At 66.4% G+C, this 14,268-nt stretch carries 15 protein-coding genes, 2 tRNA genes, 1 other RNA gene and 1 pseudogene; 13 read left to right on the forward strand and 6 right to left on the reverse strand.

Going from position 1 to position 14,268, the window contains the following annotated elements; translation table 11 throughout:
* Nucleotides 1-340: 340 nt before the first annotated feature.
* On the reverse strand, nt 341-1,519 hold the full coding sequence (locus VZ068_RS06040; protein WP_349657149.1) for a transglycosylase SLT domain-containing protein: 1,179 nt from the start codon (nt 1,517-1,519) through the stop codon (nt 341-343).
* Nucleotides 1,516-2,283, reverse strand: a complete 768-nt coding sequence (gloB, locus tag VZ068_RS06045; RefSeq protein WP_259166280.1) for a hydroxyacylglutathione hydrolase — start codon at nt 2,281-2,283, stop codon at nt 1,516-1,518. Before gloB ends, VZ068_RS06040 begins: the two co-directional genes overlap by 4 nt.
* 12 nt (nt 2,284-2,295) lie before the next feature.
* Between gloB and VZ068_RS06050 the strand changes: the two genes are divergently transcribed.
* From VZ068_RS06050 to dnaQ, 3 genes are read left to right on the forward strand one after another with little or no spacing between them, the layout of a single operon-like run.
* On the forward strand, nt 2,296-2,952 hold the full coding sequence (locus VZ068_RS06050; protein ID WP_259153030.1) for a hypothetical protein: 657 nt from the start codon (nt 2,296-2,298) through the stop codon (nt 2,950-2,952).
* Nucleotides 2,953-2,980: 28 nt separating this feature from the next.
* Complete coding sequence (gene rnhA / locus VZ068_RS06055; RefSeq protein WP_039424918.1) at nt 2,981-3,433, forward strand: ribonuclease HI; 453 nt, start codon at nt 2,981-2,983, stop codon at nt 3,431-3,433.
* A gap of 8 nt (nt 3,434-3,441) precedes the next feature.
* Nucleotides 3,442-4,176, forward strand: a complete 735-nt coding sequence (dnaQ, locus tag VZ068_RS06060) for a DNA polymerase III subunit epsilon (RefSeq protein ID WP_259166279.1) — start codon at nt 3,442-3,444, stop codon at nt 4,174-4,176.
* Between the two features lie 108 nt (nt 4,177-4,284).
* Here the strand turns inward: dnaQ and VZ068_RS06065 are convergent, their stop codons facing one another.
* Complete coding sequence (locus tag VZ068_RS06065) at nt 4,285-4,989, reverse strand: PP2C family serine/threonine-protein phosphatase (RefSeq protein ID WP_024938430.1); 705 nt, start codon at nt 4,987-4,989, stop codon at nt 4,285-4,287.
* A 196-nt stretch (nt 4,990-5,185) separates the two neighbouring features.
* Here VZ068_RS06065 and VZ068_RS06070 point away from each other — a divergent pair.
* Both VZ068_RS06070 and VZ068_RS06075 read left to right on the forward strand, forming a co-directional pair.
* Nucleotides 5,186-5,276, forward strand: a tRNA-Ser gene (locus VZ068_RS06070).
* A gap of 257 nt (nt 5,277-5,533) precedes the next feature.
* Complete coding sequence (locus VZ068_RS06075; protein ID WP_349657150.1) at nt 5,534-5,938, forward strand: DUF6165 family protein; 405 nt, start codon at nt 5,534-5,536, stop codon at nt 5,936-5,938.
* Nucleotides 5,939-6,145: 207 nt separating this feature from the next.
* Here VZ068_RS06075 and VZ068_RS06080 read toward each other — a convergent pair whose 3' ends face one another.
* Nucleotides 6,146-7,195, reverse strand: coding sequence for a glycosyltransferase family 9 protein (locus VZ068_RS06080; protein WP_349657151.1), 1,050 nt, complete (start codon nt 7,193-7,195; stop codon nt 6,146-6,148).
* 20 nt (nt 7,196-7,215) lie between these two features.
* Here VZ068_RS06080 and VZ068_RS06085 point away from each other — a divergent pair, with 20 nt between their 5' ends.
* The 7 genes and pseudogenes from VZ068_RS06085 to VZ068_RS06115 all read left to right on the forward strand — a co-directional run bounded on the left by VZ068_RS06085 (nt 7,216) and on the right by VZ068_RS06115 (nt 11,328).
* Nucleotides 7,216-7,965 (forward strand): 3-deoxy-D-manno-octulosonic acid kinase, encoded by a 750-nt coding sequence (locus VZ068_RS06085; RefSeq protein ID WP_349657152.1) that lies wholly within the window; start codon nt 7,216-7,218, stop codon nt 7,963-7,965.
* Entirely contained in the window at nt 7,965-8,714 is a 750-nt protein-coding gene (locus VZ068_RS06090; protein WP_349657153.1) for an MBL fold metallo-hydrolase, read from the forward strand. The genes VZ068_RS06085 and VZ068_RS06090 overlap by 1 nt, the downstream gene beginning before the upstream one ends.
* Entirely contained in the window at nt 8,714-9,748 is a 1,035-nt protein-coding gene (moaA, locus tag VZ068_RS06095; RefSeq protein WP_349657154.1) for a GTP 3',8-cyclase MoaA, read from the forward strand. Before VZ068_RS06090 ends, moaA begins: the two co-directional genes overlap by 1 nt.
* Nucleotides 9,745-10,127 (forward strand): annotated as a pseudogene (locus VZ068_RS06100) (nuclear transport factor 2 family protein). The gene moaA and the pseudogene VZ068_RS06100 overlap by 4 nt, the downstream one beginning before the upstream one ends.
* Before the next feature lie 24 nt (nt 10,128-10,151).
* Entirely contained in the window at nt 10,152-10,649 is a 498-nt protein-coding gene (gene moaC / locus VZ068_RS06105; RefSeq protein ID WP_349657155.1) for a cyclic pyranopterin monophosphate synthase MoaC, read from the forward strand.
* Nucleotides 10,646-10,891: a MoaD/ThiS family protein gene (locus VZ068_RS06110; protein ID WP_046963186.1), complete on the forward strand. Its 246-nt coding sequence runs from the start codon at nt 10,646-10,648 to the stop codon at nt 10,889-10,891. The genes moaC and VZ068_RS06110 overlap by 4 nt, the downstream gene beginning before the upstream one ends.
* Nucleotides 10,888-11,328, forward strand: a complete 441-nt coding sequence (locus tag VZ068_RS06115) for a molybdenum cofactor biosynthesis protein MoaE (RefSeq protein WP_349657156.1) — start codon at nt 10,888-10,890, stop codon at nt 11,326-11,328. The genes VZ068_RS06110 and VZ068_RS06115 overlap by 4 nt, the downstream gene beginning before the upstream one ends.
* 431 nt (nt 11,329-11,759) lie before the next feature.
* Here the strand turns inward: VZ068_RS06115 and ffs are convergent.
* Both ffs and VZ068_RS06125 read right to left on the reverse strand, forming a co-directional pair.
* Nucleotides 11,760-11,856, reverse strand: an RNA gene (ffs, locus tag VZ068_RS06120) — signal recognition particle sRNA small type.
* A gap of 75 nt (nt 11,857-11,931) precedes the next feature.
* Nucleotides 11,932-12,024, reverse strand: a tRNA-Ser gene (locus VZ068_RS06125).
* A 135-nt stretch (nt 12,025-12,159) separates the two neighbouring features.
* Here VZ068_RS06125 and dnaX point away from each other — a divergent pair.
* Nucleotides 12,160-14,268 (forward strand): DNA polymerase III subunit gamma/tau, encoded by a 2,109-nt coding sequence (gene dnaX / locus VZ068_RS06130; protein ID WP_349657157.1) that lies wholly within the window; start codon nt 12,160-12,162, stop codon nt 14,266-14,268.

The following is a 14,268-nucleotide window of genomic DNA, read 5'->3' on the forward strand; positions in this document are numbered from 1 at the left end:
GGCGACGCATTGCTCTCGTCATGGGCGTGCGGCTTGGATGTTGGCAGCGCGGATGCCTGGCCAGCGCTGCGCCAACCGTTCTTGGAGCGCGCCGCACATCTTCCTCTGATTCGGACAGCTGAAATCCGGGCGGGAAGCGCGCAGGGCCGATGACTGGAACGCCGGTGGCGCGTTGCCGCGTCGACCGATGCCGGCAAGCGATCAAGACATGCGCGATGTCACTCGATACATGCGCAGCAGTCAGTCAGGGCGCTTGGAGGCCTGGGGTCTTCTTGAGCGACAGCGACAGGAGAGCCAGGCACGCGGCAGCCAGTCGCGCGCGGCCGATCAGGCGGCCTGCTCAGGGCGTGTCGTTGAACGACAACACCATGCCCGGCTTCAAGACGGCCCGCTTGTCCAGGCCATTGCTGGCGAGCAGGGTGGCGACGGTAATGCCGTAGCGACGGGCGATGGCCCACGCGGATTCGCCGTTGCGCACGGTATGGGTGCGGGCGGGTGAAGGGCGGGACGTCCTGGCCGTCGTGGTGCTGGCGACCGCTGTCGCGGGGCCTGCAGTGTCAGCATCCATGCCCGCAGGGCTGGATGCGACCACCGCACCGCTGGAACCGGGCTGCGCTGCCGCAGCAGGGGCCAGTACATGGACGCCTTTGGGTGCCGCACGGGCGCTTGCCACTGCAGGGTTCAGGCGCGCCAACAGCTGCGGCTCGATCGCGCGCTGCCCGGCCCAGGTATTGAGGCTGGTGCCGGCCGGCAGTGCGTGCTCGGTCAGTACCGGCACCTGGCGATCCAGTGAGGTCAGCAAGGTGCCCTGCTGCTGCGCATGATCGAGCACGCAGGCCAGTGCATGCAGCTTTTCGACATAGTCGTAGGTGACCTTGGACATGCCGGGCAGCTCGGACGGGCGCGCGTTCTGCGCATTCATGCCGGCACTGCGCATGGCCTGCAGGACACGGTACTCGCCGGCGTTGTAGGCCATCAGTGCCAGGCGCCAGTCGCCGCCGAACATGCCGTACAGGGTCTTGAGGTAGCGCACCGCGGCGGTGGTGGAATCCACGGCCGACAGACGGCCGTCGTACTGCGCGCCGACCGGCACATGGTGATTGCGCGCGGTGGTGGCGATGAACTGCCACAGCCCTGCCGGGCCGCTGCCGTTGCGTGCGCCGGGGCGGTATCCGCTCTCGACGAACGGAATCAGCGCAAATTCGGTCGGCATGTCCGCGGCTCGCAGTTCGTCGACCACGTAACCAAACAACGGCAGGACGTCCTGACCGTCGTCGGCCAGGCGAGCGGGGGCCCGCGAGAAATGCTGTTCCCAGCGGGTATCGCTATGCTCGCTGTCGCAACCCGGATCGGCACGGCCTTCCAGGAATGACGAGAAGATCTCGCGGCCATTGCGCGTATCGGGCGCAGCGGACCCGGCAGCAGCGGTGGCGACGGAGCGACTTGCGTCGTTGGACCAGGCCGCTGCCGGCGCGATGGCCGCAACCGCGGCCAACGCTGCCAAGATTACCCGCCTCATGCGCGAAATTCGTCTTTCCAGCGCCTAAGTTCGGCGAAAACGTCTACTTCGGAGAAAAGTGCGCCGGCTGCGCGTGGTGCCACGGCGGCGCGGATTTCAGGACGGCTGGTACGTAAGAACGGATTGGTGGCCAGTTCACTCTTGAGCGAAATCGGCAGGGTAGGACGGGCTGCTTGACGCATGGCCTGGGCTTCCTGTTGACGGCGCTGCAAGGCAGCGTTGGTTGGATCGACGTGCAGCGCGAAGGCTGCGTTGGCCAGGGTGTATTCATGGCCGCAACACACAAGCGTTTCGCCGGGCAGAGATGCCAGGCGCTGCAACGAGTCGAACATTTGAGGAGCGGTACCTTCGAACATCCGCCCACAGCCTAGGCTGAACAGGGTATCACCACTGAACAGATGGCGATCTGTCACAAAGGCGATGTGGCTGCGGGTGTGGCCGGGGACCTCGATCACCTCGAAGCTGGTTTCCAGCAGCTGCAAGCGCTCGCCCTGGGCAACGCGCCGGGCATCTGCAGGGATGCGTTGGTCATCGGGACCGAACAGTTCGAGTTCCGGCCAGCGCTGCTGCAGCGCGGCTACGCCGCCGATGTGGTCGTCATGGTGATGGGTGAGCAATACCGCGCTGGGGGCCCAGCCATCGCGCTCCGCGGCGGCGATGACCGGCTCGGCCTGGCCGGGGTCGACAACGACGGCGCGGCCATCTGCGGCGACCAGCGCCCAGATGTAGTTGTCGTCGAATGCGGGCAGGGCGGTGAGTCGCATAGAATTGGGACCATGCCTGCCGTCCCATTCTCCCGTCAAGCTGGCGTCTCATCCTGGTTTGATACGGAGGCGGGGCGAAGCCTGCTCCAATCCGAGCGTCGCCTGGCGCTGGAGTCCCTGCAGCGGCGGCCATCCCAGCCCTGGTTGTGGGTGGCCCCAACCAAGGAATTGCCGCCGCGCGAGATGCTCGATGGCCGCGGCCTGCGCCTGTTTCGTAGCGCCGGACGCTTCGCGGGCGATGCGCGCTGCGCGATGCCGTTTCCGTTGCCCACCGAAAGCCTGCAGGCCATCGTGGTGCAGCATGCGGTCGTTGGCGGCGCGGCGGAATTTCTGGCCGAATGCGAGCGGCTGCTGATGCCGGGAGGCCGGCTGTGGCTGTTCACGCTCAATCCGCTGAGCCCGTACCGCTTTCATTGGGCGCGTCGAGGCCCGGTGGCATTGCGCCCGGATCGCTGGCGATCGCTGGCACAGCAGGCCGGTCTGCAGTGCGTGGAAACGGAGCGCTTCCTCGGGCCCATCTGGCGGACCGGGCGCGGTTCGTCCGATCCTGGCCGCGCTCCATGGCGCGCGGTGTATTTACTCGAAGTGGAAAAACGCGCCTCCGCACCGATCGCGCCGACGCCGATCGCGCGGCCCACGCGCTGGCCGCAACCGGTGGCCACGATCTGACCTTAGTACGCGACAACTCTGGAAGCTGATGAAATCAATTGAAGTGCATACCGACGGCTCCTGCCTCGGCAATCCGGGGCCGGGCGGTTGGGCGGCCCTGCTGCGTTACAACGGCCGCGAGAAGGAACTGGCCGGCGGTGAAGCGGTATCCACCAACAACCGCATGGAATTGATGGCCGCGATCATGGCGCTGGAGACGCTGACCGAGCCGTGCCAGATCGTGCTGCATACCGACTCGCAGTACGTGCGCCAGGGCATCACCGAGTGGATGTCCGGTTGGGTGCGGCGTGGCTGGAAAACCGCCGGCGGCGATCCGGTCAAGAACCGCGAACTGTGGGAGCGGCTGCATGCGGCCACCCAGCGCCACAGCATCGATTGGCGCTGGGTGAAGGGTCACAATGGCGACCCGGACAACGAGCGCGTCGACGTGCTTGCCCGCAATCAGGCCATCGCCCAGCGCGGCGGCGCTGCAACTGCGTAAGAGGATTCATGCGTCAGATCATTCTCGATACAGAAACCACCGGCCTGGAATGGCGCAAGGGCAACCGGGTCGTCGAAATCGGTGCAGTGGAGCTGCTGGAGCGGCGCCCGAGCGGCAACAATTTTCATCGCTATCTGAAGCCCGATTGCGACTTCGAGCCGGGCGCGCAGGAAGTCACCGGATTGACCCTGGAATTCCTGGCCGACAAACCCTTGTTCGGCGATGTGGTGGAGGAATTCCTCGCCTATATCGACGGCGCGGAACTGATCATCCACAACGCTGCGTTCGATCTGGGCTTTCTGGATAACGAGTTGTCGCTGCTGGGCAATGGTTACGGCCGCATCGTGGACCGCGCCACCGTGGTCGACACCTTGATGATGGCGCGCGAGCGTTACCCGGGGCAGCGCAATTCGCTCGATGCCTTGTGCAAACGCCTGGGCGTGGACAACGCGCATCGCCAGCTGCACGGCGCCTTGCTCGATGCGCAGATCCTGGCCGATGTGTACATCGCGCTGACCTCGGGCCAGGAGGAGATCGGCTTTGCCAGCGCCGATGCCGGCCAGAACAGTAATGAGAACAACGGCATGATCGCGTTCGACCCTGCGTTGCTGCTGCCGCGCCCGCGCGTGATGGTGACTGCGTCGGAATCGCAGGCGCACGAGGCGCGGTTGGCGCAGCTGCGCAAGAAGGCCGGACGCGCGCTGTGGGACGCGCCTGTCGAAGAGAGCGCTGTCGCCGGCTGAAGTGGCGCTGCACCCTTGCCGCGCCGGCAACGGGTGCAGCGCATGATCAGGACGTCGTGAGGTTCTGTCGCGCGTTCGAGGGCCGGCCTCGACGCTGTCTTGCCGTGCTCAGTAGCTACGCACCAGGATCGCGGTGATGTTGTCCGAACCGCCGCCATCCAGTGCCGCGGCGACCAGGCATTCCACGCACTCCTGTGCGCTGCAGTCCGCTTGCGACAGGGTTGCCGCAATCGCCGCATCGTCCACTTCTTCGGTCAGCCCATCGCTGCAGAGCAACAGTTGCATGCCGGATTTGAGCTCGCCCTGCATGGTGGCAACGTTGAGATGGACCGGATCGGTGACGCCCAGTGCCTGGGTCACCACGTTGCGATGCGGATGCGCACGCGCCTGCTCGCTGGTGAGCGTGCCTTGGGCGATGAGTTCCTGCACGTAACTATGGTCCTGACTCAGCTGTGCCAGGCGCCCGTCGCGCCACAGGTACGCACGGCTGTCGCCGACCCAGGCCACCTCGAAACGCTGGCCCAACACGCGTGCGGCAACCACGGTGGTGCCCATCGGCAAGGTGTCGTTGCAGCGGCGCGAGGTCTTGATGATCTCTTCGTCGGCGATGCGCACGGCCTGCGCGAGCGGGGTGCCGGCGCGGACTTCGCGCACGATGGTTTCGCGTGCCAGCGCGCTGGCGACTTCGCCGCAGGCATGTCCGCCCATGCCATCGGCCACCAGCCACAGCCCCAGCTCGCTGTCGCCGTAGTACGTGTCCTCATTGAGGTCACGGCGCAGGCCGACATGGGTAAGGTGTCCGAATTCGAGCATGAGGGCGGGTCGCCAGGGAGAGGATGCGTGCCCATCATCGCGGCCCGGCCGGCCAGCGGCAACAGAGCGCTCGCGCCAGTCGCAGTGCCGGTTCACGCCGCGCCGACACCCGGGCGGTGGAGCGCTGGCCCGGGCCGCTTGTGGCCTGGCGCGTGTGCCCGTATGATGCACGGCCCCAGGACACTGGGGACCATCTGGAGAGGTGGCAGAGCGGTTGAATGTACCTGACTCGAAATCAGGCAGGCGTTTATAGCGCCTCGGGGGTTCGAATCCCCCCCTCTCCGCCAGATTGAGGCAAGCAGTTGCGCCAGTGGCGCGTGAGTGTTGCCGGCGTCATTGGGAGGGTGAGAAGCCCCAGGTTCGACAGGCAGCATCGCTGTCTGCACGGCGAAGCCGCCCGCAGGGCAAAGGCACACAGTGCCGGGCGAATCCCCTTCTGACGTCAGATTCGCATCAGCCCCCGCAAGGGGGCTTTTGTTTATGTGCCGCCACCGCCCGTTGCTGCGATGGCTACAATCCGCTCGATATCCGTTGGAGGCCTGTCATGTCCGAGATCCTGGTACCTGTGTCCTTTGGCGAGCTGCTCGACAAGATCGCGATCCTGCAGATCAAGTCCGAGCGCATGAGCGACCCCGCCAAGCTGGCCAATGTGCGCAGCGAGCTGTCCGCGCTGGAGACCAGCTGGATGGCGCATCCGGCCGCCGGCCACGACATCGTGCGTCTGCGTGCCGCGCTCAAGGCCGTCAACGAGCGGCTATGGGTGATCGAGGACGACATCCGGCTCAAGGAGCAGGCGCAGAGCTTCGACGACGGCTTCGTGCAGCTGGCGCGCAGCGTCTATATCGAAAACGACGAGCGCGCGCGGATCAAGAAGGAAATCAACCTGGCGCTGGGTTCTTCGTACGTGGAAGAGAAGTCCTACCAGGACTATCGCGCGACCGGCGCCTGAGCGGATTGATGCGCCGAGTGTGCCGGCACCAGCCTGCGCACTGATGCGCCGAGCCGCCTGTCATCGCGATAGACGGCTGGTGCGATGCCGGTGACATCGGCTTGAAGGCTCGATGCCAGGCGACTTGAGTCCTGGTGCAAACGAAAAGCCGCGCGTCGTGGGCCGAACCGATCTGACGATCAGGTGGACGCCGGCGTTGGCCAGCAGTTAGCGGGGATGATCGGCCCGATAGCGCTCGAACGCAGCAACTGCGTCGTCGACGGTAATCAGCGACATCACATCGTCGAACTCGATCTTGGTGCCCCAGCTGAGCTGATCGGCCGGCGTGCGCAGAAACTTGCGCGCTGCCGCGTCGTAACGGTCCACGCAATAGCGCACGTCCGAATACGGGCCGCTGCGTCGCGGATTGCTGGCCGCATGCAACCCCAGCACCTTGCTGCCCATCGCATTGGCGATATGCATCGGGCCCGAATCCGGGGTGACCACCAGATCGGCGCGGGCGAGCAGCGCGGGAAGCTGCTTGAGCGTGTCCTTGCCGACCAGGTCCAGCAGCGGCGCGCGCGTGGTCGCCACGATGGCGTCAGCCGTGCTGCGCTCCAGTTCGCTACGTCCGCCGCACAGCACCACGCGCCAGCCCTGGGCCGCTGCATGGTCGGCAAGGGCGGCGTGGCGGTCGGGGTACCAGTTGCGCCGCACGTGGCTGGAGCAGGGCGAAATCATCAGGACCGGGCGGCCATCGTCGTCCCACTGCGCGCGCGCCCAGGCATGCGCCTGGTCGGGGACCGGCAGGTCCCAGCGCACCTGGGTCTGGCGCAGGCCCAGCGGCTCGGCGAAGCTGCCGATGGCGTCGAGGACATGGATGCCGGGGCGGTCGGCAATGCGCTCTTTGACGAACAGGCCATGCAGGTCCTTGGAGCGGCTGCGGTCGTAGCCGATGCGGCGGCGCGTCGGCACGAAGGCCGACAGCACATTCGCGCGCAATGCCACCTGCATCTGCAGCAGGGCATCGAAGCGACCCAGGGGCGCCAGCGACCGGCGTAGTGCGCGCATGCCGGCCACGCCGGTGCGCTTGTCGTACGCATGGAACTGCACGCCCGGCAGACCGTCGAGCAATTTCAGCCCGGCCTTGTCGATGATCCAATGCAGCTGGCTTGCCGGAAATCCCGCCTGCAAGGTGCGCACCAGCGGCACCACGTGGGTGACGTCACCCAGGGCGGACAGGCGCAGCAGGCATACCGAAGCGGGCGTAGAAGCCATGGTGTTGTTAGACTCGATAGATGGTTTCTTTCGACGCCACCGAAGCGCTGACGCCGTACCGCGAAGCTCGCGGCTATGGCGCCATTCTGTTCGACCGCGAACGGCTGCGGCAAGCCGATGCCGGGCTGTTTTCGCCGCAACGCTGGGGCGACAGGGCGCGGCCGGTCGACGAAGGCGGGCGGGGCGGTGCGTGGTTCGTGGATGCGCCGTTCGGCCGCAGCGTGTTGCGGCAGTACCTGCGCGGCGGCATGGCCGCACGCGTCAGCCGCGACCGGTATCTGTGGAAAGGTGCCGGTCGCACGCGCAGTTTTGCCGAATTCCGTTTGATGCGCGAACTGATCAAGCGCAAATTGCCGGTGCCGCGTCCGTTGGCGGCCTGCTATCTGCGCGAAGGCCTGGGCTATCGCGCGGCGTTGTTGATGGAACGGTTGGAAGACGTGCGCTCGCTGGCCGACCACGCGCAGGTGGCCGGCCGCGGTGCGCCATGGGAAGCCACCGGGCAGTTGATCGCGCGTTTCCATCGCGCCGGCCTGGATCACGCCGATCTCAATGCGCACAACATCCTGTTCGATGCCGGCGGGCATGGCTGGCTGATCGATTTCGACCGGGGTGTGCTGCGCATTCCGGCCACGCGCTGGCGCGAGCGCAATCTCAAGCGGCTGCATCGGTCGCTGTTGAAGCTGCGCGGCAATCGCAGCCGCGAAGAGGTCGACAAGGATTACGAGCGGCTGCACCGCGCCTACGAGCTGGCCTGGGGCCGGGGCTACTGATGCAGTGGGCGTTGCGCGTGCAGGGAGTCGGCAATGCGTCGGCAGTGGCGCTTGGTTCGCCGATGGCCACGCTCGAGCGCGCTGGCGCGCCGTGGCTGACCATCGACTGCGGCAGCGAAGGGCTCACCGCCTATCAGGCGCACTACGGCCAGCTGCCGCAGGCCATCTTCATCACCCATGTGCATCTGGATCATGTCGGCGGGCTGGAGCGGGTGTTCGTCGACAGCTATTTCTCCGAGCGGCGCGGGCGCACGCGCCTGTACGTGCCGGCGCCGGTGGTGCCGCTGCTGCAGCGGCGTATTGCCGACTACCCGAATGTGCTGGCCGAGGGCGGGGCGAACTTCTGGGATGCGTTCCAGCTGGTGCCGGTCGGCGATGCGTTCTGGCACGACGGGATTCGGCTGGAGGTGTTCCCGGTGCGCCACCACTGGCCGGAGACCGCCTACGGGCTGCGTCTGAAAGGCGCGCTGGTGTGGACCGGCGACACCCGGCCGATTCCGGAAATGCTGAAGCGTTACGCCGACGACAACGAGCTGATCGCGCATGACTGCGGCGTTCACGGCAACCCGTCGCATACTGGCGTGGATGATCTGGAGCGGGAATATCCGCAGGACCTGTTGAGCCGCATGCTGCTGTACCACTACGCCAGCGACGCCGACGGCGACGTGCTGCGCGCACGCGGCCATCGCGTCGCCGTGCCCGGGCAACACCTGGCGCTGGCGGACCCGACCGCCGACACGGTGCACTGATGGGCGCCTTGTCGCTGCCTGCCCTGACCGGCGCCCCGATGCAGGACCGTTACGGCCGCCCGCTGCGCGATCTGCGCCTGTCGGTGATCGAAGCCTGCAATTTCCGCTGTGGCTATTGCATGCCGGCCGACCGCGTGCCCGACGATTATGGCTTCGATGCGCAACAGCGCCTGAGCTTCGATCAGTTGGAAACGCTGGTGCGGGCGTTCGTGTCGGTGGGCGTCACCAAGGTGCGCCTGACCGGCGGCGAGCCGCTGCTGCGTCGCGATCTGCCGACCTTGATTGCGCGGCTCACCGCCATCGAAGGGATCGAGGACCTGGCGCTTACCACCAATGGCGCCTTGCTCGCGCGCCAGGCCGAGGCGCTGCGCCAGGCCGGGCTGCGGCGCATCACGGTGAGCATGGATGCATTGGAGCCGGCGCTGTTCAAGCGCATGAGCGGCGATCGCGGCGACATCGCGCAGGTCCTGGCAGGCATCGCTGCCGCCGAGCAGGCCGGCTTCACGCGGCTGAAGATCAATTGCGTGGTGCAGCGTGGCGTCAATGAGGATCAGGTGTTGCCACTGGTGGAGCACTTCCGTGGCACCGGGCATGTGTTGCGCTTCATCGAATTCATGGACGTGGGCAGCTGCAACGGCTGGACCCCGGATGCGGTCGTGAGCTCGGCGCAGTTGCACGCGCGCATCCACGCGCGCTGGCCGCTGATGGCGCTGGATGCCAATTACACCGGCGAAGTTGCGCAACGCCATGCGTTTGTCGACGGCGCGGGCGAGGTGGGTTTCGTCAGTTCGGTCAGCGTGCCGTTCTGCGGCGATTGCCAGCGCGCCCGCGTGTCGGCCGACGGGCATCTGTACACCTGCCTGTTCGCCAGCCAGGGCCACGATCTCAAGCCGGCCTTGGCCAGCGGTGAGCAAGGCCTGTCCACGCACTTGCGTCAACGCTGGAGCATGCGCGGCGACCGCTACAGCGAGGTGCGTGCATCCGCCGCACCGCGGCGTGGCAAGCCGGTCGAGATGTTTCTGATCGGCGGGTGAGCGCCTGTGCGCTGCTGACGCAGTTGCGTGGCTTGGAGCTGCGTCTGCTCGATCCGCACAGGTGCGTCGCTCGGTGCCGGAGCTGGAGGCACTGCTGGAGCCGGCGTTCATCGAGTTTGGTGCCTCGGGCCGGCGCTATGCACGTGAAGAGGTCATCGCTGCATTGACCACCAGTGCGGCGGCTGCCGATTACGTGGCCGACGGCTTCGTCTGCGTGCTGCTGGCCCCGCAGCTGGCGCAGCTGCACTATCGCAGCCGTGCGCACGCCGACGGCGTCGTGCGGTGTGCCTTGCGCAGTTCGTTATGGCGCCTGGACGGCGCGTGCTGGCGGATGCTGTTCCATCAAGCCACCCCGTTCACCGACAATCCCGCATCCTGACATCCTGTTTTCGTGCCGCCTCCCATGCCAGCAAAGACCACTTCCGCACGCCTCACCCACCTGGATGATGCCGGGCTGCCCACCATGGTGGACGTCTCGGGCAAGCAGGTCACCGCACGTAGCGCCACGGCAAGCAGCCGGGTGCGGTTTCCTGCCGCGGTGGCGGCGCAATTGCGCACCAATGGCTTGCGCAGCGCCAAGGGTGGCATCGTCGAGACGGCGGTGATCGCCGGCACCATGGCCGTCAAGCGCACGCATGAGCTGATTCCGTTCTGCCATCCATTGCCGATCGATGCCTGCCGTTTCGAGATCGACTGGGCAGGCGAGCAGGTGCTGGAGATTCACTGCACCGTGCGCTGCGTGCATCGCACTGGCGTGGAGATGGAAGCGCTGACCGGTGCCAGCGTGGCAGCGCTGACGGTCTACGACATGTGCAAGGCGTTATCGCATGCCATGACGATCGGGCCGACAAAATTGCTGTCCAAGCGGGGCGGTAAGCGCGATATCGGAGCGGCGCAATGACGGCAACGGTAACGGTGTTGTATTTCGCCAGTCTGCGCGAAGCAGCCGGGATCGCCGACGAGCGCGTGCAATCCGGCGCGCCTGACCTGCGTGGCCTGTATGCCGAACTCGATGCGCGGCACGGTCTGCGCTGGACGCCTGCGCAGTTGCGTGTTGCCGTCGATGGCGCATTCGCGCGCTGGGACGATGCACTGCGCGATGGCAGCGAAGTGGTGTTTATTCCGCCAGTGTCGGGAGGTTGAGCGTGAGCGATGATGTCGTAGCCCTCTTTGCGCTTTGCGATGTGCCATTGCCGGTGGAGCAGTTGCGCTCCGGCGCAGCGCATCCGCAGGCCGGTGCGTTCGCCAGTTTCGAAGGCTGGGTGCGCAATCACAACGAAGGCCGTGGCGTGGCCGGGTTGCGCTATGAAGCCTATGCCGCGCTGGCGCAGGCCGAAGGCCAGCGCGTGCTCGACGAAGCGACGCGCCGGTTCGCCATCGTGCATGCGCACTGCGTGCATCGGGTGGGCGAGCTGCAGATCGGCGACATGGCGGTCTGGGTGGGCGTCAGTGCAGCGCATCGTGGCGCTGCGTTCGACGCGTGCCGCTACATCATCGACGAGGTCAAGGCGCGCGTGCCGATCTGGAAGCACGAGCACTACCTGGAGGGCGACGCGGGTTGGCTGCATCCCGAGGCGTAGTGAGGTTCTCGGTCGCAATGACGTGTGCAACAACGTGTCTGCACTGGCGCGCTGCGCTGCAGGTTTGACCGGCGCCATCGCGTTCGATCGCGCCGCGTCTTCGACCCCGCCGCGTCAAAGCCGGTCTGCGTGATTCATGAAGTTTCCGCAGCTACATTGAAACGCGGATGGCAGATGGTCTGCGAGCCGAGATCTGCTTGAAGGGTGGGAGTACCCCATCGGTTGACATCGGCGCTGCATCGATCGACACCCGCCGGGCGAACCATCGTCCACCGTGGAAATGGCTGATCCATTTAAGGCTGTCAGCCATAACGGACGAAGATCTTGGGCATGGCGCAGGCGCATCCGTGATGCTGCCGCTGCAGGCAGCGACACGTGGCTGGAGCATCGACCGGGTCGATCCAGCGCGTGCACAGCCAAGTAGGGTGGTGTCCCCGCCGGTTGACCTCGGCGCCCGCATCAATCGATACCGTTGCTGCCTTCCGGCCCTGGCGGGATTTTCGATCTAGCGTCGCGAGGGACCGACGGGGCCACCATAAGACGTGGGCCACTGGCGTGGCCCTGCGATTTGCGGCATTGGTGTCATTGCGCAAATCATGAAACTGGCGGAGAGAGGGGGATTCGAACCCCCGAAGCGCGGTTTAGACGCTTACACACTTTCCAGGCGTGCTCCTTCAACCACTCGGACACCTCTCCGTACCTGCACGACCGGGGTCTAACAGGGCCGCAGATTCTAGCGGTCGCCGGCCCGTACCACAAGCTGAATCTTCCCGGCGCGGCCGGTGAGACGCACCGTGGCACAATATCGGCTCAGAACAAGCTGGTTGCCCGATGTCTTATCTCGTTCTCGCCCGCAAGTGGCGCCCGAAGCGTTTTGCCGAACTCGTGGGCCAGGAACACGTGGTCCGCGCGCTCACCAACGCGCTCGACAGCGGGCGCGTGCACCACGCGTTCTTGTTCACCGGCACCCGCGGCGTGGGCAAGACCACCATCGCGCGCATTTTCGCCAAGTCGCTGAACTGCGAGACCGGTACCAGCGCCGACCCGTGCGGCATCTGTCCGGCCTGCCTGGACATCGATGCCGGCCGCTATATCGATCTGCTGGAAATCGACGCCGCGTCCAACACCGGCGTAGACGATGTGCGCGAGGTGATCGAGAACGCGCAATACATGCCCTCGCGCGGCAAGTTCAAGGTCTACCTGATCGACGAAGTGCACATGCTCTCCAAGGCGGCGTTCAACGCGCTGCTCAAAACCCTGGAAGAGCCGCCGGAACATGTGAAGTTCCTGCTCGCCACCACCGACCCGCAAAAGCTGCCGGTGACGGTGTTGTCGCGCTGCCTGCAGTTCAACCTCAAGCGCCTGGACGAGGACCAGATCCAGGGCCAGATGACCCGCATCCTGACCGCCGAGGAAATCGAGTCGGACCCGTCGGCGATCGTGCAGCTGTCCAAGGCGGCCGATGGCTCCCTGCGCGACGGCTTGTCGCTGCTGGATCAGGCGATCGCCTATGCCGGCGGTGCGCTGCGCGAGGATGTCGTGCGCACGATGCTGGGTACGGTGGATCGCACCCAGGTCGGGGCGATGCTGCAGTCGCTGGCCGACGGCGATGGCGCGCGCCTGCTGCACGTGGTTGCAGCACTAGCGGAATTTTCGCCCGACTGGAGCGGGGTGCTGGAAGCCCTTGCCGAGGCCCTGCACCGCGTGCAGGTGCAGCAATTGGTGCCGTCGGTGGCGTTCGTCGGCGACGGTATCGACCCGACGCCGTTCGCGGCACAGCTGCGACCTGAAGTGGTGCAGCTGTGGTACCAGATGGCACTCAACGGGCGCCGCGATCTGTATCTGGCACCGAGCCCGCGCGCCGGTTTCGAGATGGCAGTGCTGCGCATGCTGGCGTTCCGCCCCGCTGCGGCAGTGCCGGCAGGAAGCAACGACGATGGACGCGGCGCCAGCGCAGGCGGCGGCGCACGCACGGCCGCTGCGGGCGTGCAGGCGGCGGCACCGGCGACGGCTGCGGCGGCAGTGCCTGCCAAGCCGGTCGAAGTGGTTGAAGCATTACCGGGTGCAGGGACTGCTGCGGCACCGGTGGCTACGGCAACGTCCGCTTCGACATCGGCACCAATCCCAACATCCGCACCAACACCAACGGCAGCAGCAGTCGCCGCGGCACCGGCACCGGTTGTGGTGCTTCCCGCGCCGGATGCGTTGGCTGATGGTCGCTCGTCCGCCGCTGCGCGCACCGACGATGCGCCGCCGTGGGCAGTGGACGATGCGCCGGTGCGTACGCATGCTGCGCCGGTGGCCGACACGGCAGTCGTGCTTGCGCCCGAGTCTGCAATGGCGCCGCCGCCGGAAGCCGCTGCCGCGGTGCCGATCACGGCGATACCCGAACTCGTGCCTACGATTGCAGGCGCCGCTGCTCCCGTACCGGCAGAGATGGCTGCAGATGCGCCCTCTGTGGCTGCGCCCGCCGAGGCGTCGCCAGCTTCAGCACCGTCATCCGTGTCTGCACCCGGCAACGAGTCTGGGACGCTGATCGACGACGGCCGCATTGCCGACGCAGAACAATGGCTAGAGCTGGTCACCCGTAGCGGATTGAACGGCCCGTCGCGCCAGCTCGCGGCCAATGCCGCCTTCATCGGCCATCGCGATGGCGTGCTGCGGCTGGCGTTGGCGCCAGGCTTCGAATATCTCAACTCCGAGCGCTCCATCGCCAACCTTGCGCAGGCACTTGCGCCGGTTCTCGGAAACACGCCGCGCATCGTGATCGAAACCGGCAGCGCCGATGCCGAGACCTTGCACGAGCGTGCCAACCGGCAGAAAGGCGAGCGCCAGAGCGCAGCCGAAACCGCCTTCATGAACGACCCGAATGTGCAGCAGCTGATCCAGCAGCAGGGCGCGCGGGTGGTTCCCGATTCCATCCGCCCTTACGACGAGTAA

Source organism: Xanthomonas sp. 10-10, assembly GCF_040182365.1.
GTDB classification, from domain to species: domain Bacteria; phylum Pseudomonadota; class Gammaproteobacteria; order Xanthomonadales; family Xanthomonadaceae; genus Xanthomonas; species Xanthomonas arboricola_F.